This window comes from Paraburkholderia sp. RCC_158, from assembly GCF_041355255.1.
Lineage (GTDB): Bacteria > Pseudomonadota > Gammaproteobacteria > Burkholderiales > Burkholderiaceae > Paraburkholderia > Paraburkholderia graminis.
Genome location: NZ_JBFUPM010000003.1, coordinates 482,838 through 499,691, shown reverse-complemented (window position 1 = coordinate 499,691; position 16,854 = coordinate 482,838). Strand labels below are relative to the sequence as shown.

The 16,854-nt window shown below is 64.6% G+C and carries 16 protein-coding genes; 9 read left to right on the top strand and 7 right to left on the bottom strand.

Translation table 11 applies throughout. The annotated features are described in order from the left end of the window. Window positions 1-92: 92 nt before the first annotated feature. From AB6809_RS09220 to AB6809_RS09200, 5 genes are all read left to right on the top strand, one after another. Window positions 93-1,424, top strand: coding sequence for a homoserine dehydrogenase (locus AB6809_RS09220; RefSeq protein ID WP_053858014.1), 1,332 nt, complete (start codon window positions 93-95; stop codon window positions 1,422-1,424). A gap of 7 nt (window positions 1,425-1,431) precedes the next feature. Further along, window positions 1,432-2,883 (top strand): threonine synthase, encoded by a 1,452-nt coding sequence (thrC, locus tag AB6809_RS09215; RefSeq protein WP_006048845.1) that lies wholly within the window; start codon window positions 1,432-1,434, stop codon window positions 2,881-2,883. Between the two features lie 123 nt (window positions 2,884-3,006). After that, window positions 3,007-4,263: a gephyrin-like molybdotransferase Glp gene (gene glp / locus AB6809_RS09210; protein ID WP_371026451.1), complete on the top strand. Its 1,257-nt coding sequence runs from the start codon at window positions 3,007-3,009 to the stop codon at window positions 4,261-4,263. A gap of 24 nt (window positions 4,264-4,287) precedes the next feature. Next, window positions 4,288-4,545, top strand: a complete 258-nt coding sequence (gene moaD, locus AB6809_RS09205; RefSeq protein WP_371026413.1) for a molybdopterin converting factor subunit 1 — start codon at window positions 4,288-4,290, stop codon at window positions 4,543-4,545. Window positions 4,546-4,562: 17 nt separating this feature from the next. Then, the gene (locus tag AB6809_RS09200; RefSeq protein ID WP_371026412.1) at window positions 4,563-5,039 is read left to right on the top strand and encodes a molybdenum cofactor biosynthesis protein MoaE; all 477 of its coding nucleotides are present in this window, start codon (window positions 4,563-4,565) and stop codon (window positions 5,037-5,039) included. Between the two features lie 36 nt (window positions 5,040-5,075). Here the strand turns inward: AB6809_RS09200 and AB6809_RS09195 are convergent, their stop codons facing one another. Next, window positions 5,076-5,618, bottom strand: coding sequence for a group III truncated hemoglobin (locus AB6809_RS09195; protein ID WP_029971376.1), 543 nt, complete (start codon window positions 5,616-5,618; stop codon window positions 5,076-5,078). A gap of 310 nt (window positions 5,619-5,928) precedes the next feature. On the opposite strand from AB6809_RS09195, the gene AB6809_RS09190 reads away from it, so the two are divergent. Together AB6809_RS09190 and clpB are read left to right on the top strand one after the other, a co-directional pair. Beyond that, on the top strand, window positions 5,929-6,438 hold the full coding sequence (locus AB6809_RS09190; RefSeq protein ID WP_006048850.1) for an Rrf2 family transcriptional regulator: 510 nt from the start codon (window positions 5,929-5,931) through the stop codon (window positions 6,436-6,438). Window positions 6,439-6,570: 132 nt separating this feature from the next. After that, on the top strand, window positions 6,571-9,168 hold the full coding sequence (gene clpB / locus AB6809_RS09185) for an ATP-dependent chaperone ClpB (RefSeq protein ID WP_006048851.1): 2,598 nt from the start codon (window positions 6,571-6,573) through the stop codon (window positions 9,166-9,168). A 193-nt stretch (window positions 9,169-9,361) separates the two neighbouring features. Here clpB and AB6809_RS09180 read toward each other — a convergent pair whose 3' ends face one another. Next, window positions 9,362-9,928 (bottom strand): YidB family protein, encoded by a 567-nt coding sequence (locus AB6809_RS09180; RefSeq protein WP_371026450.1) that lies wholly within the window; start codon window positions 9,926-9,928, stop codon window positions 9,362-9,364. Window positions 9,929-10,016: 88 nt separating this feature from the next. Then, a complete protein-coding gene (locus AB6809_RS09175) occupies window positions 10,017-10,667 on the bottom strand; it encodes a ComEA family DNA-binding protein (protein WP_371026411.1) in 651 nt (216 codons plus the stop codon). A 334-nt stretch (window positions 10,668-11,001) separates the two neighbouring features. Between AB6809_RS09175 and AB6809_RS09170 the strand changes: the two genes are divergently transcribed. Then, window positions 11,002-11,502, top strand: a complete 501-nt coding sequence (locus AB6809_RS09170; protein ID WP_371026410.1) for a MerR family transcriptional regulator — start codon at window positions 11,002-11,004, stop codon at window positions 11,500-11,502. Further along, window positions 11,454-11,885, top strand: a complete 432-nt coding sequence (locus AB6809_RS09165) for a carboxymuconolactone decarboxylase family protein (protein WP_371026409.1) — start codon at window positions 11,454-11,456, stop codon at window positions 11,883-11,885. The genes AB6809_RS09170 and AB6809_RS09165 overlap by 49 nt, the downstream gene beginning before the upstream one ends. A 193-nt stretch (window positions 11,886-12,078) precedes the next feature. Here AB6809_RS09165 and AB6809_RS09160 read toward each other — a convergent pair whose 3' ends face one another. The 4 genes from AB6809_RS09160 to AB6809_RS09145 all read right to left on the bottom strand — a co-directional run bounded on the left by AB6809_RS09160 (window position 12,079) and on the right by AB6809_RS09145 (window position 16,854). Beyond that, window positions 12,079-13,458 carry an MATE family efflux transporter gene (locus tag AB6809_RS09160; protein WP_029971382.1) on the bottom strand — a complete coding sequence of 460 codons (1,380 nt, stop codon included), beginning with the start codon at window positions 13,456-13,458 and terminating at the stop codon, window positions 12,079-12,081. Between the two features lie 6 nt (window positions 13,459-13,464). Then, window positions 13,465-15,222, bottom strand: coding sequence for a glycosyltransferase family 39 protein (locus AB6809_RS09155; protein ID WP_006048857.1), 1,758 nt, complete (start codon window positions 15,220-15,222; stop codon window positions 13,465-13,467). Between the two features lie 325 nt (window positions 15,223-15,547). After that, complete coding sequence (locus AB6809_RS09150; protein WP_006048858.1) at window positions 15,548-15,814, bottom strand: type B 50S ribosomal protein L31; 267 nt, start codon at window positions 15,812-15,814, stop codon at window positions 15,548-15,550. A 206-nt stretch (window positions 15,815-16,020) separates the two neighbouring features. After that, the gene (locus AB6809_RS09145) at window positions 16,021-16,854 is read right to left on the bottom strand and encodes a M90 family metallopeptidase (protein ID WP_371026408.1); all 834 of its coding nucleotides are present in this window, start codon (window positions 16,852-16,854) and stop codon (window positions 16,021-16,023) included.

Sequence of the window (16,854 nt, the reverse complement as noted above, 5' to 3'; positions counted from 1 at the left end):
CACAATACGGTGCGCAACGCGTGATCTGTCCGCTGCGCGCACCGGCCAACCGGCACCCGAATTCCCTTAATCACTACACGACACCACGCTGCATGGAACCGATCAAAGTTGGACTGCTGGGCTTCGGCACGGTAGGCAGCGGCACCTTCACGGTACTGCGCCGCAATCAGGATGAAATCAAACGTCGCGCGGGCCGCGGCATCGAGATTGCGCGCATCGCCGTGCGCAATCCGGCCAAGGCGACGGCGGCGCTCGGCGCGCAAGCCGCGAGCGTCGCGCTGACCGACGACTTCAACGCGGTGGTCGACGATCCGTCGATCGACATCATCGCGGAAATGATCGGCGGCACCGGCGTGGCGCGCGATCTGGTGCTGCGCGCAATCGGCAACGGCAAGCACGTGGTCACGGCCAACAAGGCGCTGCTCGCCGTGCACGGCACCGAGATCTTCGAGGCGGCGCGCGCGAACGGCGTGATGGTCGCGTTCGAGGCGGCCGTCGCGGGCGGCATCCCGATCATCAAGGCGCTGCGCGAAGGCTTGACGGCCAATCAGATTCAGTACATCGCGGGCATCATCAACGGCACGACCAACTATATTCTTTCGGAAATGCGCGACCGCGGGCTCGACTTCGCGACCGCGCTGAAGGCCGCGCAGGAACTGGGCTACGCCGAAGCCGACCCGACCTTCGACATCGAAGGCATCGACGCCGCGCATAAGGCGACGATCATGAGCGCGATCGCGTTCGGCGTGCCGGTGCAGTTCGACCGCGCGTATGTGGAGGGCATCAGCAAGCTCGCCGCGATCGACATCAAATACGCCGAGGAACTCGGCTATCGCATCAAGCTGCTCGGCATCGCGCGCCGTACCGACAAGGGCATCGAATTGCGCGTGCATCCCACGCTGATCCCGGCCAAGCGTCTGCTCGCCAACGTGGAAGGCGCAATGAACGCGGTCGTCGTGCACGGCGACGCGGTCGGCACCACCCTTTACTACGGCAAGGGCGCGGGCGCGGAGCCCACGGCGTCGGCGGTCGTCGCCGATCTGGTCGACGTGACGCGCCTGCACACGGCCGACCCCGAGCATCGCGTGCCGCATCTGGCTTTCCAGCCGGACCGTCTGTCGAACACGCCGATTCTGCCCATCGACGAAGTGACGAGCGGCTACTACCTGCGTCTGCGTGTTGCCGACGTGACCGGCGTGCTCGCCGACATCACGCGCATTCTGGCCGACACGGGTATCTCGATCGACGCGCTGCTGCAGAAAGAATCGGAACAGGTCGACGCCAACGGCAAGGGCGAGACCGACATCATCCTGATCACGCACGAAACGGTCGAAAAGCACGTCAACGCGGCGATCAAAACGATCGAAGCATTGAAGACCGTTGTCTCGCAAGTCACGAAGCTGCGCATGGAAGCGCTGAACTAGGCCAACTATGAACTACCTGTCAACGCGCGGCGCCGGAGCCGGCGAGCGCCACACCTTCTCCGAAATCCTGCTTGGCGGTCTCGCGAAAGACGGCGGCCTCTATCTGCCGGCCGACTATCCGCGCGTCAGCGCCGACGAGCTCACGCGCTGGCGCACGCTGCCGTACGCGGACCTCGCATTCGAAATTCTGTCGAAGTTTAGCGACGACATTCCCGCCGAAGACCTTCGCGCGCTCACGCGCAAAACGTACACGGCGGCTACGTACAGCAACGTGCGCGACGACGAAAGCGCCGCGCAGATCACGCCGCTGAAAACGCTTGGCGTCGAGAACGGCGCGCCGCTGTCGCTGCTCGAACTGTCGAACGGTCCGACGCTCGCGTTCAAGGACATGGCGATGCAGTTGATCGGCAACCTGTTCGAATACGCGCTCGCGAAGCACGGCGAAACGCTGAACATTCTGGGCGCGACTTCGGGCGACACCGGCAGCGCCGCCGAATACGCGATGCGCGGCAAGCAGGGCATTCGCGTGTTCATGCTGTCGCCGCACAAGAAAATGAGCGCGTTTCAAACCGCGCAGATGTACAGCCTGCAAGACCCGAACATCTTCAATCTCGCGGTCGAGGGCGTGTTCGACGACTGCCAGGACATCGTGAAAGCGGTGTCGAACGATCACGCGTTCAAGGCGCAGTACAAGATCGGCACGGTCAATTCGATCAACTGGGCGCGCGTCGTCGCGCAGGTCGTCTACTACTTCAAGGGCTACTTCGCGGCGACGAAGAGCAACGACGAGCGCGTGTCGTTCACGGTGCCGTCGGGCAACTTCGGCAACGTGTGCGCAGGGCACATCGCGCGCATGATGGGTCTGCCGATCGAAAAGCTCGTGGTCGCCACGAACGAAAACGACGTGCTCGACGAGTTCTTCCGCACCGGCATCTATCGCGTGCGCAAGGCGGCCGAGACGTATCACACGAGCAGCCCGAGCATGGACATTTCGAAGGCGTCTAACTTCGAGCGCTTCGTGTTCGATCTGCTCGGCCGCGATCCGTCGCGCGTGCTGCAACTGTTCCGCGACGTCGAGGAAAAGGGCGGGTTCGACCTTGCGGCGAGCGGCGACTTTGCGCGCGTGAAGGAGTTCGGTTTCGTGTCGGGCCGCAGCAGTCACGACGATCGCGTCGAGGCGATCCGCGACGTGTTCCAGCGCTACGACACGATGATCGACACGCATACCGCCGACGGCCTGAAGGTTGCGCGCGAACATCTGCAGCCGGGCATTCCGATGATCGTGCTGGAGACCGCGCAGCCGATCAAGTTCGGTGAAACGATTCGCGAAGCGCTGCTGCGCGAACCGGAGCGTCCGGCGGCGTTCGCGGGACTGGAGTCGCTGCCGCAGCGCTTCGAAGTGTTGCCGGCGGACGCGCAGCGCGTGAAGGACTTCATTGCCGCGAATACGGGCGCCTGAGTATCGAAGGGCGGGTCGGTGCCAGCATCGCCGACCCGACAAGGCTCGCCGTTGGCCCGCTACAATGTTCTTTTGACCAGCGGCCTGAAACCACAGATGTCCACTCCCACGCCCCGCGCTCCGATGCTCGCCACTGCCGACGCACTCGCGACCTTGCTCGACGCCGCGCGCGCCGTCGACGGCAACGAGTCGGTTCCGACGCTCGAAGCGTCGGGCCGGGTGTTGTCGGCCGACGTCGTGTCGCCGCTCGACGTGCCGCCCATGAACACGAGTTCAATGGACGGCTACGCGATCCGCACCGCCGACCTGACGGCTCACGGCAACCGCCGCCTGCCGGTATCGCAACGCATTCCCGCCGGCCACGCGCCCGAGCCGCTGAAGCCCGGCACGGCGGCGCGCATTTTCACCGGCGCGACCGTGCCGCCGGGCGCGGACGCGGTCGTGATGCAGGAGCAAACGGAAGCCGCCGCCGACGAAGTCACTATCCTGCACAGCCCGCAGCCGGGCGAATGGATTACCGCGCAAGGCGCGGACATCCGCAGCGGCTCGGTGATCCTGCCGGCCGGCACGCGGCTCACGCCGCAGGCGCTAGGGCTCGCGGCGTCCGTCGGTTGCGCGGAACTGCCCGTGCGCCGTCGCGTGAAAGTCGCCGTGTTCTTTACCGGCGACGAACTGACCATGCCTGGCGAGCCGCTCAAGCCCGGCGCGATCTACAACTCGAATCGCTTCACGCTGCGTGGCCTGCTCGAGAAGCTCGGCTGCGAGGTGAGCGATTTCGGCATCGTCGCCGATAGTCTCGATGCGACGCGCGCCACGCTGCGGGAAGCCGCGCAGGCGCATGATCTCATTCTGACGTGCGGCGGCGTGTCGGTCGGCGAGGAAGATCATGTGAAGCCGGCCGTCGAAGCGGAAGGGCGCCTCGCGATGTGGCAGATCGCGATGAAGCCGGGCAAGCCGTTGGCGTTCGGCGCGGTGCGCCGCGGCGCGGACAGCGGCTCGGCAAAAGATTCAGCCGCGGCTCCCGCTGCCCCTTCAGCCGAGACGTTTTTCATCGGCCTGCCAGGCAACCCCGTATCGAGCTTCGTCACCTTTCTGCTGTTTGTGCGTCCGTTCATTCTGCGTCTTGCCGGCGTGCAGGCCGTCGTGCCGCGCGCGCTGTCGCTGCGCGCGGACTTCACGCAGAGCAAGGCCGATCGCCGCAATGAATTCCTGCGGGCGCGCATCAATGCCGAGGGCGGCCTCGATCTGTTCCCGAACCAGAGCTCGGCCGTGCTGACGTCGACGGTATGGGGCGACGGGCTGATCGACAATCCGCCCAATCACGCGATCAGCGCGGGCGAAACCGTGCGCTTCATTCCTTTTTCCGAATTGCTGAATTGAGGCCGGCTGAGCCGGCGGCATCCCATGAAGATTCAACTGCGATATTTCGCGAGCGTGCGTGAAGCGCTCGGCCTGGCCGACGAAACCGTCGAGGTGCCCGAGGGCGTCGCGACCGTCGGCGACGTGCGCGCGTGGCTGCGCGTGCGCGGCGGCATCTGGGCCGACACGCTGGCCGAAGGCCGCGCGCTGCGCATGGCCTGCAATCACGTGATGACCGACGCCGGCACGCGCATCACCGAAGGCTGCGAGGTCGCGTTCTTCCCACCCGTCACGGGCGGTTGAACCGCAAGGAGCCCGCTATGCCCGTTCGTGTGCAAACCGAAGATTTCGATCTCACCGCCGAGGTCGCCGCGTTGCGCGCCCGCAATCCGAAGGTCGGCGCGGTGGCGTGCTTCGTCGGCACGGTGCGTGATCTGAACGACGGCAGCACCGTCGAGGCGATGGAACTCGAGCACTATCCGGGCATGACCGAGAAGTCGCTAGAGGCGATCATCGTGAGCGCGCGCGAGCGCTGGCCGGGCATCGAGGTGCTGATCGTGCACCGCGTCGGCAAGCTTTATCCGCTCGATCAGATCGTGCTGGTCGCGACCACCGCTTCACATCGCGGCGACGCATTCGCGTCGTGCGAATTCGTGATGGATTATCTGAAGACGCAGGCGCCGTTCTGGAAGAAGGAAAAAACTGAGGCGGGCGAGCGCTGGGTCGACGCCCGCGTGACCGATGACGCGGCGCTTGCGCGCTGGGGCATCGAGTCGGGCAACGGCGCGTCGGAGTAAGCGCCGGGCGTGGGCTCGGCACGGCACCCACCGCTCTCACTCGTCCCGCGATTTACCGATAATGCGCGTCGGAAACGGTTCCCCGGCGGGCCGTGCGGGAAGATGCGGTTCGTCGTCCGCCCGAGGCCGCTTCGGCGCCACGCGTTCGAGCAACGCCTGCTGTTCCGCCGGAATCTTGTAGTCCCAGCCGAAGCGGCTTAGCTGCAAGCTCTGCGCGATACGCAGCGCCGGTTCCATGAAGCGCACGGCCGCAGCCGGCTCGTAGCGCGATTCGACGGTGTCGAGAAACAGGTACAGCCAGCGGCTGAAATGCTGCGGTTCGACTCCCTCGAGCGGCTGATGCGCCTGCTGCACATTGCCGCGGTACTGCTTCGCGCCGAGCACGAGACTCGCCCAGAACGTGCACATCTTCGGCAGATGGTCGTCCCAGCGGCCCGCGAGCGTTGCGTCGAACACCGGCCCGAGCAGCGGATCGGCGCGCACGCGGTCATAAAACGCGTACACCAGCTCGCGGATGTTCGTTTCGGTAGGCTCGGCGGCGCGCTCGACAACCGGCGCGGCCGGAAAAGACGGTTTCATGCGGGTTCCAGAAATATGCGACGATTGCGCTGCGATTCGTCAAAGCGCGCCACAGGGCGCCACCGGGCGTCCGGAACTGCCATAAAAACTACCAGTTCCGCGGAAGTCAGCTCAAAATAGCGCGCTTTTGGTGTGAATAGGCGCGGCGCGAAACGTTACCATTGGCGTCGAAGGCCCGGCTTCATCGATGCAGCATAATTAAACATGTGCCAACCCTGCATCTTATGGCGAAGCCGCGGCCCCCGGCAACCCTTGCATCGACGCGGTTATCCCACGGATCGCGGCTTGCGCTCATTGTGATACTGCAACCATGAGACTGACCGATTACACCGATTATTCGCTGCGCGTCCTTTTATACCTCGCTATTCGCGGCGAGGGCTTGTCGACCATTCAGGACATTTCCGACGCGTACGGCGTCTCCAAGAACCACCTGATGAAGGTGGTGCAGCAGTTGAGCGAGCTCGGCTGGGTGGAAACCGTGCGCGGCCGTAACGGCGGCTTGCGGCTTGCCGAGCGCACCCGCAAGCTGACGGTCGGCGAGATCGTGCGCGCGACCGAAAGCGACTTCGCGCTGGTCGCGTGTCTGCCGGACCAGAACGGCGAACGCCGTCCTTGCGTCATTACGCCTCAATGCCGGTTGCGCAACGTGCTGGAAGCCGCGCGTAATGCCTTTCTCGCCGAACTCGATCGCCATACGATCGATGAAGTCGCGGGTCCGCAAGGGCCGTTGGCGGCCTTGCTCGGCATACGCACGGTAATCCCGGTCGTGCCGGCGGTGCCCGTCGAGCCGGCGAGCGACAACCCGCTGCCGGTCGCCTGAACGCGGCTCGCGCGAAGCGTCGCGCATTTTTCTTCGCGTGCAACGTTAAAAACTACGTCCTGAGGACAAAAAAGCGCTTGAAACCTGAATAAAACGCCTCATTTTGGTGGTAATCGAAATTGGAGGTCTCGCATGAGAATCGACAAACTCACCACTAAATTCCAGGAAGCGCTGGCGGACGCGCAGAGTCTCGCGGTCGGCCATGACAATCAATACATCGAACCGGTTCACGTCCTCGCGGCGCTCGTCGCGCAGCAGGACGGGTCCGCGCGTTCGCTGCTGTCGCGCGCCGGCGTGCACGTTCAGGCGCTGCAAACCGCGCTCGACGACGCCATCACGCGTCTGCCGCAAGTTCAGGGCACCGACGGCAATGTGCAGATCGGCCGCGAGTTGACCGGACTGCTAAACCAGGCCGACAAGGAAGCGCAGAAGCTCAACGACACGTTCATCGCGAGCGAAATGTTTCTGCTCGCGGTCGCCGACGACAAGGGCGAGGCCGGCCGCATCGCGCGTCAGCATGGCTTGTCGCGCAAGTCGCTCGAAAGCGCGATTGCGGCGGTGCGCGGCGGCTCGCAAGTGCACAGCCAGGACGCCGAAAGCCAGCGCGAGGCGCTGAAGAAGTACACGGTCGACCTGACCGAGCGCGCGCGGGCCGGCAAGCTCGACCCGGTGATCGGCCGTGACGACGAAATCCGGCGCGCCATTCAGATCCTGCAGCGCCGCACCAAGAACAATCCGGTGCTGATCGGCGAGCCGGGCGTGGGCAAGACCGCGATCGTCGAAGGGCTCGCGCAGCGCATCGTCAATGGCGAAGTGCCGGAGACGCTCAAGGGCAAGCGCGTGCTGTCGCTCGACATGGCCGCGTTGCTCGCCGGCGCGAAGTATCGCGGCGAATTCGAAGAGCGCCTGAAGGCCGTGCTGAACGACATCGCGAAGGACGAAGGGCAGACCATCGTCTTCATCGACGAAATTCATACGATGGTCGGCGCGGGCAAGGCCGAAGGTGCGATGGACGCGGGCAACATGCTGAAGCCGGCGCTCTCGCGCGGCGAGCTGCATTGCGTCGGCGCGACCACGCTCGACGAATACCGCAAGTACATCGAGAAGGATGCCGCGCTCGAGCGCCGCTTCCAGAAGGTGCTCGTCGACGAACCGACGGTCGAGGCCACGATCGCGATCCTGCGCGGCTTGCAGGAAAAGTACGAACTGCATCACGGCGTGGACATTACCGACCCGGCGATCGTCGCGGCGGCCGAGCTGTCGCATCGCTACATCACCGATCGTTTCCTGCCGGACAAGGCAATCGATCTGATCGACGAAGCCGCGTCGAAGATCAAGATGGAAATTGATTCGAAGCCCGAAGAAATGGACCGGCTCGACCGTCGGCTGATCCAGTTGAAGATCGAACGCGAAGCCGTCAAGAAAGAGAAGGACGAAGCGTCGCAAAAGCGTCTGCAACTGATCGAAGAGGAAATCGAGCGGCTCGATCGCGAGTATTCGGACCTCGAGGAAATCTGGACCGCGGAAAAAGCAGCGGTGCAGGGCAGCGCGCAGTTGAAGGAAGAGATCGACAAGACGCGTGCGGAAATCACGCGTTTGCAGCGCGAAGGCAAGCTCGAGAAAGTCGCCGAATTGCAATACGGCAAGCTGCCGGGTCTCGAGGCGCAGCTGAAGGAAGTCACGCAGGCCGAGGCGAAGGAGCAGAACAATCCGACGCGTCCGCGCCTGTTGCGCACGCAGGTCGGCGCCGAGGAAATCGCGGAAGTCGTGTCGCGCTCCACCGGCATTCCGGTCTCGCGGATGATGCAGGGCGAGCGCGAGAAGCTGTTGCAGATCGAAGACAAGCTGCATGAGCGCGTGATCGGCCAGGACGAGGCGATCAGCGCGGTGGCCGACGCGATCCGCCGCTCGCGCGCGGGTCTGTCCGATCCGAACCGTCCGTACGGGTCGTTCCTGTTCCTCGGGCCGACCGGCGTGGGCAAGACCGAGCTGTGCAAGGCGCTGGCGGCGTTCCTGTTCGATTCGGAAGATCATCTGATCCGTATCGACATGAGCGAATTCATGGAGAAGCACAGCGTCGCGCGTCTAATCGGCGCGCCGCCGGGATATGTCGGCTACGAAGAGGGCGGTTATCTGACAGAAGCGGTGCGTCGCAAGCCGTATAGCGTGATTCTGCTCGACGAAATCGAGAAGGCGCATCCGGACGTGTTCAACGTGCTGCTGCAAGTGCTCGACGACGGCCGTATGACCGATGGCCAGGGGCGTACCGTGGACTTCAAGAACACGGTGATCGTGATGACGTCGAACCTGGGTTCGCAGGTCATCCAGGCGATGGTCGGCGAGCCGCAGGAAGCCGTGAAGGACGCGGTGTGGACGGAGGTGAAGCTGCACTTCCGCCCTGAGTTCCTGAACCGGATCGACGACGTCGTGGTGTTCCATGCGCTCGACCGCTCGAACGTGCAGTCCATCGCGCGGATTCAGTTGCAGCGTCTGCATGACCGGCTCGCGAAGCTCGACATGCAACTGGTGGTCTCCGACGAGGCGCTCGAGCACGTCGGCAAGGTCGGCTACGATCCGCTGTTCGGCGCGCGGCCGTTGAAGCGTGCGATCCAGCAGGAGATCGAGAACCCGGTCGCCAAGCTGATTCTGGCGGGCAAGTTCGGTCCGAAGGATGTGATTCCGGTCGAACTGGAAGACGGCAACCTGGTGTTCGAGCGCGTGGTGCATTGAGCCACACGTCACGAACGGTCTCACGCGCGGTAATCAAGCGCGCGTAGATGGCAAAGCGGCAACGAAGGTGACTTCGTTGCCGCTTTTTTTTGCTGCTCGTGGTCGCGGGCAGGGCCGCTTGCTTCAGCGGTCCGCTCGGTGCGTCGAGGCGCGTTTTAGCCGATCATGCGCGCTCGCGCCGCCCCGATTTCGTTTAAGCCGTGCCCTTGCCGAACAGCGCCGACAAACCGCCGAGCGCGCCCAGCACGGTCGTTGCGTTCAGCTTGCCTTCGGCCGGCACTTCGCCTTCCGGCGTGGCCGCGTTGACCACGTGCGGCAGAATTTGCGCGAGCAGGCCGGTGACCTGATCCGGTTGCACGCCCGCTTTCGCGGCGAGACCGGCGACGGCGTCGGAACCGAGCACGCTATGCAGCGCGTCGGCGGCGATCGGCTGATTCTCGCCGTTGCTGACCCACGACGATGCGACCTCGCCGAGGCCCTTTTCCTGGAAGCGCTGGATCAGGCCGTTCAGCCCGCCCGGCTGACTGTTGACGAATTCGAGTGCGGCTGTGATCAGCGCTGCCTGGCCGCCGCCTTCGGGCGATTTACCGACCAGGGAACCGAGGGTATCGAGTAGGCTCATGATGGGTCTCTCTTGAATGCCGGCACGTCGATGACAGGCCGGCGGGTGAGGCGCCGCGCGGCTGCGCGGCGTCGAGGGGAAAGAAGGTAGTGCGTGCGGTGCGGTGGTGCCTGTGGTGCACCGACTGGCCGGCTGCACCGGTGCGCTCACTGCGCAAACATCGCTGCGCGGCGCACTGCCTTGCTGTTCGATCAATGTCCGACACGGTTTGCATCGGACGGGTTCTTTATGCGCCGCCGGAAGCCGCCGCTGCCGACGCGGCTTTACTCTTCTTCGCTTTCTTCTTCGATGCTTTGGCGCCCGACGCGTCGGCCGGCGCGCTTGCAGCCGTGGCGGCGGTGGCCGTGGTTGTGGCGGTAGTAGTAGTGCCCGCAGGCGCCGATGCCGCTGCAGCCTCCTTAGCCTTCTTCGACTTGGATGACTTTGCGGACTTGGACGCCTTAGCGCCCGAAGCATCCACAGGCGTGGCCGGCGCCGCGGTTGCCGGCGTTGTGGCCGCGGTCGCGGTCGTATTAGCCGCGGGCGCGGCCTTCGTCTCCGTCGGCTTCGTGGCCGCGGACGGCGTAGCCGCAGGTTTGGCGGCCGCTTTTGCGCCCGTAGGCGGCGTTGACGAGCCGTTGATCGTCAGGCCCGCCGCTTCCAGATTCACGACCGACTTGCTGCCGATGCCCTTGACGCGCGCGGCCAGATCGTCGGCGTCCTTGAACGGGCCGTTCTTGCTGCGTTCTTCGATGATCGCCTTCGCATGCGCGGGCCCGATGCCCTTGACCGATTCGAGCGCCGCCTGATCGGCGGAGTTGACTTCCACTGCTGCCGCGAATCCGGCCGACAGCGAGAACGCGAGAGCAACGCAAAGCATCACGAGCTTTTTCAGCATGGCAAGCACTCCATTGGGGGCAAAAAGTTAGCCGGAAACGGGCGACGCATCGCTCAGCAGGCGCTGCGCATAAGCATAGGACAAATGCGCCCCTTTATTTGCGAACGCCGACGATTTATACCGATCGATTGATGGCAAGTAAATCGCCATGAACAATCTTTAAACCTTTTGCCTCGATATAAGGCGGTTGTGCGCCGATTGCTCACATCGTCCGCGCGCGCGTGGCCGTGTCGACGAATGCGCGGCAATGAACGACAGCCGCGAACGACAGCGCGAATGACAGCGCGGCGCGCTTGACTTAGAGTGCACTCGAAGTCCTAACCTGAGTCCTGTCATGTCGAAAACGTCGAACGCACTCACCATCGGGCAGGTCGCCGAAACCATCGGCGTCTCCACGCACACGCTGCGCTATTACGAGCAGGCCGGGCTGATTCGCGCGGTCGGCCGCACGCAGGCGGGGCATCGCCTGTACTCGCCGGCCGACCTCGACTGGCTGCGGTTCGTGATGCGCCTGAAGGCGACCGGCATGCCGATCGCCGGCATGCAGGCCTTCGCGGCGCTGCGGGCGGAAGGTCAGCAGACGATGGGCGCGCGTCGCGACCTGCTCGCCGCGCATCGCGATGCGGTGCTGGCGCGGATCGCCGAGTTGCAGACGAACCTCGGCGCGATCATCGACAAGATCGCGTATTACGAAGGCGAAGCGGCCGGCCAGACGCCTGCGGCGGGCGGCCGGACACGGCGGATCGACGACACGTCATCCCTATCACATTCGGAAAAGGACTCACCATGGACCACGCACAAAACGACCGCTACACGCAAGGCTGGAACAAGCTGAGGGAAATCGACGGCTCGGCGGGCGAGCAGGTCATTGCCGCGCTCGCGCCGATTGCACCGGACTTCGCGCGTCTTTTGATCGAATTCGGTTTCGGCGATATTTACAGCCGTCCGCAGCTCGATTTGCGCGCGCGCGAAATTGCGACGATCGCTTCGCTTGCCACGCTCGGCTGCGCGCAGCCGCAGTTGAAGGTGCATATCGAAGCAGCGCTGAACGTCGGCTGCACGCGCGAGGAAATCGTCGAAGTGTTCATGCAGATGGCGTTGTATGCCGGCTTTCCGGCGGCGCTGAACGCGCTCTTTGCCGCACGCGAGATTTTCGAGCGGCATGATCGGGAGGCGGGAGGGGCGGGGGCGCGGGTGGAAGCGGCGGATGCGGGTTGAAGCGGCGGATGCGGGCCGCGTAGTTGAGCGGCTGCGTTTAGTCGTCGCCTGGAACCGGCGTTCGGAACCTGCGCTCAACACACGCACTTCACCTATGCCCGGCCCGCCCGCGCCCGGTACGGCGGGCGGACATAGAAACAATCCGCGCTTTCAACCAACCGCACCGCAGTGCGACCGCCCGCGACTTCCACCATCAAACCCCAGCATCGGCCCGCAACGCCGCGGCCGCGCGCACGTGCCGCCTGCTGACCACTCGCCAGTAAAGCAGCAAGCCGATGCCGGCAATCGCGAGGCTCGCGGTATTGGCCACCCAGAAGCCGCGTGCGCCGGTCAACCACGGTGGGATCGTGCCGCTCACATTGAAACCGAGCAGATAACCGCCGCCGAGGCCCACGCCCCATAGCGCCACCGCGTAGATCACGGTCGGCACGACCGCGACCTTGTACGCGCGCAGCACGAACGCGGTGGTGATCTGCAACGCGTCGAACGCGTGGTAGCACACGACGATCAGCACGAGCGGCATCGCCGCGGCCACGACTTGCGCATTCGGCGTATAGCCTTCGATCACATACGGGCGCAGCGCGAGCACGATGACGCCGTAACAGCAGGCGATCGCGACGGCCATCATGATGCCGTGCCGCGACAGCGTGCGCGCCGCTTCCGGGCGATGCGCGCCGAGCGCCTGAGCGACGAGCGTCGACGAAGCAATGCCGATCGACAGCGGCGTCATGTACAACACCGCGCCGATGTTGCCGGCGATCTGATGCCCGGCGAGCGTCGTCGTGCCGAAGCGCGCGATGAAAAGCGCCATGAACGTGTACGACGTGACTTCGATCAGATACGACAGTCCCATCGGGATGCCGAGCCGCAACTGCGCCGCCTGGCGCCGCCAGACCGGCCAGCAAAAGCGCCGGAAGATCGCGAAGGGCGTGAACACGTCGACGCGCGTGAGCAGCAGCATGCCGACGAGCGCGAGCGCCCAGTTAATCAGGCTGCTTGCCAGCGCACAGCCAGGACCGCCGAGCGCCGGCACACCGAGACCGCCGAAAATGAACCACGTATTGAGCGGCACCTTCAGCAACAGGCCGCCGATCTGCAGAATCATCACGAGCCGCGGCTTGCCGACTGCATTGCTGATCGAACCGTAAACGCGAAAGACGAGACCGGCGGGCAGACCGAACGCGAGTATCCGCAGATACGACACCGTGCGCTCGTGCAGCGCCTCCGGCACGCGCGCGAGCTTCAGCAGATGGCCCGGAAAGAACAGGATCAGAAAGCCGATCACTGTCAGCGCAAGCGCGAGCCACAGCGCCTGGCGGATCTCCTCGCCGATCTCTTCATAGCGGCGCGCGCCGTAGAGTTGCGCGGTGATCGGCTGCAGCGCCGTGAGAATGCCGGTCAGGCCGATGTACACCGAAATGTAGATGGACGAGCCGAGGCCGAGCGCGGCGAGATCGACGGCCGAATAACGGCCGACCATGGCCGTGTCGATCACGCCGAACGCGATGATCGCCAGTTGGCCGATCAGCACCGGCCACGCGAGCGCTGCGATTTTCCGTAGGTCGGCGAGCATCGTCGTTCAGTCGGCTTTCTTGTGCCAGCTGCGCCGTTTGACGACGGGCGGCTTCGGCCGGTCGATGCGGACATACAGGCGGAAGCGTTCGTCGCGGTCGGCCGCACGGCGGCCTTCCCACACGAGCTTCCACACGAAGTTGGACATTGCGCTCGGCTCGCCGTAGTCCTGCGTGTCCTGACGCAGAATCACGTCGCAATCCTCATTGAACGCGAAGTGCATGTCGCCGAAATAGGCGAAGGTCGCGATCTGCGCATTGCCGAGGCGCACCGGCGATATGCAGGTGTAGTCGTCGGGCAGATGGCTCGAGATCTGTTGGGCCACGTCCTTATATGTCCGGCTGTAGTTGACGACCGGCAGCCACAAGGTCATGAGCAGCACCCACATCAGCGTCGTGCCCGCGCTGGAGAGCACCACGCTGCGCCACAACACCTTCGGATGGCGCGCGAGACGCCATTGCACCAGCACGAACCAGCACACCGTCACCGCGACCGCGCAGACGAACGAGAGAATCTTGAACTGCGGCGCGAAGCCCGGCGCGAGACGCGCGAGATTGCGCGCCAGCGGATGCGGGAAACCGGTCAGCCCGGCCACATAAACGAGCCACACGAAGCTGCCGAGAATCGTGAAGCTGAGCAGGGCGAACCAGTCGATTGCGTTGATTGCGCCGCGCTTGAGCGTAGGCAGCGCGAAGGTGGCCAGCACCGCGAGCGGCGGCAGCAGCAGCATATAGAGCCGGTTCGACTGATGGCTTTGCAGCACCACCAGCACGAACAGCGGCCCGATCACCGAAAGGGGAATCGCCACGTGTGGCCCGCGGCGCAGCCCCGACCAACTGAACCATGCCCATAGCGCGAGCGGCCACGCGGGCCACGTGAAGAGCGGCAGGTTTTTGAGCGCGTAAGCCGCCACCGAGCCGGGCGGGCCGGCGAACGAGCTCAGGCTCACGTGCACCCACTGGTTCAGATACCAGACGGCGTCGACGGGAAACGCGGCCAGCGCGGCAATCGGCCATGCGACCGACAGCCCGAGAGCGATCGGCAGGCCGGCCAGCAGCAGCCAGCGCGAGCGCGTTTCGCGCACGATCAAGGTCATCGCGAGCGTGCCGAGCAGCAGCGCGCCGACCAGCACCGGGCTGCTCGCGAGCGTCACGAGGCCGAGTGCGAGGCCCCAGATCGAAGCGCCCTGAATCGGCTTGTCGATCATCCGCACGAGGCCGTACACCAGCATCGCGATGCCGACGAATTGCGCGAGTTGCGGCGTCGTTTCGTGGCCGCGTTCGGCGAGGCCGAAGCAGGCGAGCAGGATCAGCAGGGCGCCGTCGGCGAGCGTGCGGCCGTAGTCGCGCGGCTCCGGCTCGCCGCCGAATGCGTATTTGAACGGCTGCACTTCGGCGCGCCGCCCGAGCAGGTAGGCCGCATACCAGACGAACGCGCAGCCCGCGCAGAACAGCAGCCCTGTGAAGACGCGCGATGCATTGCTCGCGTCGACCCACGGCGCCAGCACGCGGATCGCGATCGCGCCGAGCCAGTAGCCGAGCGGGCCGTCTTCAGTGAGGTATTTGCCGACGAGATTCGGCAGCAGCCAGTCGTGCGCGCTGCCGTTCGCCATGGTCCACATCACGCCGAAGCCGGCTGCGTCCTCGTTCTTCCACGGATCGCGGCCGAACAGGCCGAACGACGCGTAGACGATACAGATGGTCAACAGCAGCCAGCGTGGCAGCGCACTGGTCGCGGAGGCAGTGAGGCGAACGACAGGTCTCATGCGGTTTGGGATAGTGGATAAGCGAAAGCCGTCACCGGACTACCTTCCTGCCGGCGATGGCCCGATTGGAGCATCCGGCATTGTAGTCGGGCGGCACTGTGCGCGTCACGGCAAGTGATCGCGTGCAACGGGGCTGCAATCGGCCCGCATAGGCGCTCAGGCGCGAGTTGCGCGATGCCGCTCGTGAGCGCGATGGGCGCGTGGACATAGCCATGCGACGCAAGCCGCCCGCGCGCAGGCGACAAAAAAGGGCAGCTTGCGCTGCCCTTCCTTTTCGCTGCACCGCTGCCGGCCGAAACCGGCGAAGCGGTGATCAAAGCGCGTATTACTTTGCTGCTGCCTTGCCGGTAGCGCGCGAGCCGAACTTGTTGCGGAACTTCTCGACGCGGCCTGCCGTGTCCATGATCTTTTGCTGGCCGGTGTAGAACGGATGCGATTCCGACGACACTTCGATCTTGGCGAGCGGGTACGTCTTGCCGTTGAATTCGGCGGTTTCACGCGTCTGGATCGTGGAGCGCGTCACAAACCTGAAGTCGTTCGACACGTCGATGAACAGGACTTCGCGGTAATTCGGGTGAATGCCTTCTTTCATGATCTTTCCTTAAATCTGGCGGTAGCCAACCCGCGTGAGGCCGCTGTTGCGCGGACCGCATTTAGGCGCGAGCCACTTGCCTATGGTCGAAAAACGGCGATTATGCCAGAAAATCAGTCGCTTGACGAATCTGACGAGGTTTTTTGACCGCTTTCTTGACCCCTTTCTTGACCCCTTTCGCCTGAATTCAGCCGCTATTCGGAAACTCACGGTGCGGCGAACGTCAGACCGGCTCGCGCCGGGTCCTGGCGGTAATAGCGCGCGAGCAATCTGTACAGTTCGGGATACTCCGCCTCGAAAGCATGCGGCTTGACGAAGAGCGCTTCGCTGCATACCGCGAAGAATTCCGACGGATGGTCGGCGGCGTACGGATCGATCAGCGACTCGCGCTCGAAGCGCGTCCAGCGCCGCTGCGGCACGGCGTCGACGCGGGCGCAGAACTGGTCGTAGGCGGAATCGAACACGTCCGCCCACGCCTCTGAGTCGAGCGGCGCATGCCAGCGGCGCACGAGCGGCGGATGGCCGTCCGCTTCGCCGTTCAGCATGTCGATCTTGTGCGCGAATTCGTGGATCACCACGTTGTACGCGTCCGTCCCGTCGGTCATCTGCGCGTCTTCCCACGACAGGATCACGGGGCCGCCTTCCCATGCTTCGCCGCTCGCGTCGTGCTCGACTTCGTGGACGACGCCGTCTTCGTCCTCGACGGTCTTGCGGATCACGAATTCGCCCGGATAGACGATCACGCCGACCCATCCGCGATACAGGTCGAGGCTCAGATTCAGCACCGGCAAGCACGCCTGGGCCGCGATCGCGACGGTCATCGCGTCGGTCAGTTCGAACTCGTGCGCGGTGGAGAACTCCTTTTGCGCGATGAAGAGGCTGCTCATTTCGCGCAGGCGCGCGAGGTCCGGCGTATCGAGATGCGCGAGGAACGGCAGGCCGTCGAGCGTGGCTTGCCACAGCGTGTCGCCGATCGCGTAGTCGCGCAGCGCGCGCTCGCGCCGGCGTGAGCCGAGCCATCCAGTGAGTTTCGAAAGCAT

Excerpts from the sequence above, each read along its gene's own strand:
- AB6809_RS09220 (WP_053858014.1), top strand. The coding sequence starts at position 93 with ATGGAACCGATCAAAGTTGGACTGCTGGGCTTCGGCACGGTAGGCAGC.
- thrC (WP_006048845.1), top strand. The coding sequence starts at position 1,432 with ATGAACTACCTGTCAACGCGCGGCGCCGGAGCCGGCGAGCGCCACACC.
- glp (WP_371026451.1), top strand. The coding sequence starts at position 3,007 with ATGCTCGCCACTGCCGACGCACTCGCGACCTTGCTCGACGCCGCGCGC.
- moaD (WP_371026413.1), top strand. The coding sequence starts at position 4,288 with ATGAAGATTCAACTGCGATATTTCGCGAGCGTGCGTGAAGCGCTCGGC.
- AB6809_RS09200 (WP_371026412.1), top strand. The coding sequence starts at position 4,563 with ATGCCCGTTCGTGTGCAAACCGAAGATTTCGATCTCACCGCCGAGGTC.
- AB6809_RS09195 (WP_029971376.1), bottom strand. The coding sequence starts at position 5,618 with ATGAAACCGTCTTTTCCGGCCGCGCCGGTTGTCGAGCGCGCCGCCGAG.
- AB6809_RS09190 (WP_006048850.1), top strand. The coding sequence starts at position 5,929 with ATGAGACTGACCGATTACACCGATTATTCGCTGCGCGTCCTTTTATAC.
- clpB (WP_006048851.1), top strand. The coding sequence starts at position 6,571 with ATGAGAATCGACAAACTCACCACTAAATTCCAGGAAGCGCTGGCGGAC.
- AB6809_RS09175 (WP_371026411.1), bottom strand. The coding sequence starts at position 10,667 with ATGCTGAAAAAGCTCGTGATGCTTTGCGTTGCTCTCGCGTTCTCGCTG.
- AB6809_RS09170 (WP_371026410.1), top strand. The coding sequence starts at position 11,002 with ATGTCGAAAACGTCGAACGCACTCACCATCGGGCAGGTCGCCGAAACC.
- AB6809_RS09165 (WP_371026409.1), top strand. The coding sequence starts at position 11,454 with ATGGACCACGCACAAAACGACCGCTACACGCAAGGCTGGAACAAGCTG.
- AB6809_RS09160 (WP_029971382.1), bottom strand. The coding sequence starts at position 13,458 with ATGCTCGCCGACCTACGGAAAATCGCAGCGCTCGCGTGGCCGGTGCTG.
- AB6809_RS09155 (WP_006048857.1), bottom strand. The coding sequence starts at position 15,222 with ATGAGACCTGTCGTTCGCCTCACTGCCTCCGCGACCAGTGCGCTGCCA.
- AB6809_RS09150 (WP_006048858.1), bottom strand. The coding sequence starts at position 15,814 with ATGAAAGAAGGCATTCACCCGAATTACCGCGAAGTCCTGTTCATCGAC.
- AB6809_RS09145 (WP_371026408.1), bottom strand. The coding sequence starts at position 16,854 with ATGCTTTCGAAACTCACTGGATGGCTCGGCTCACGCCGGCGCGAGCGC.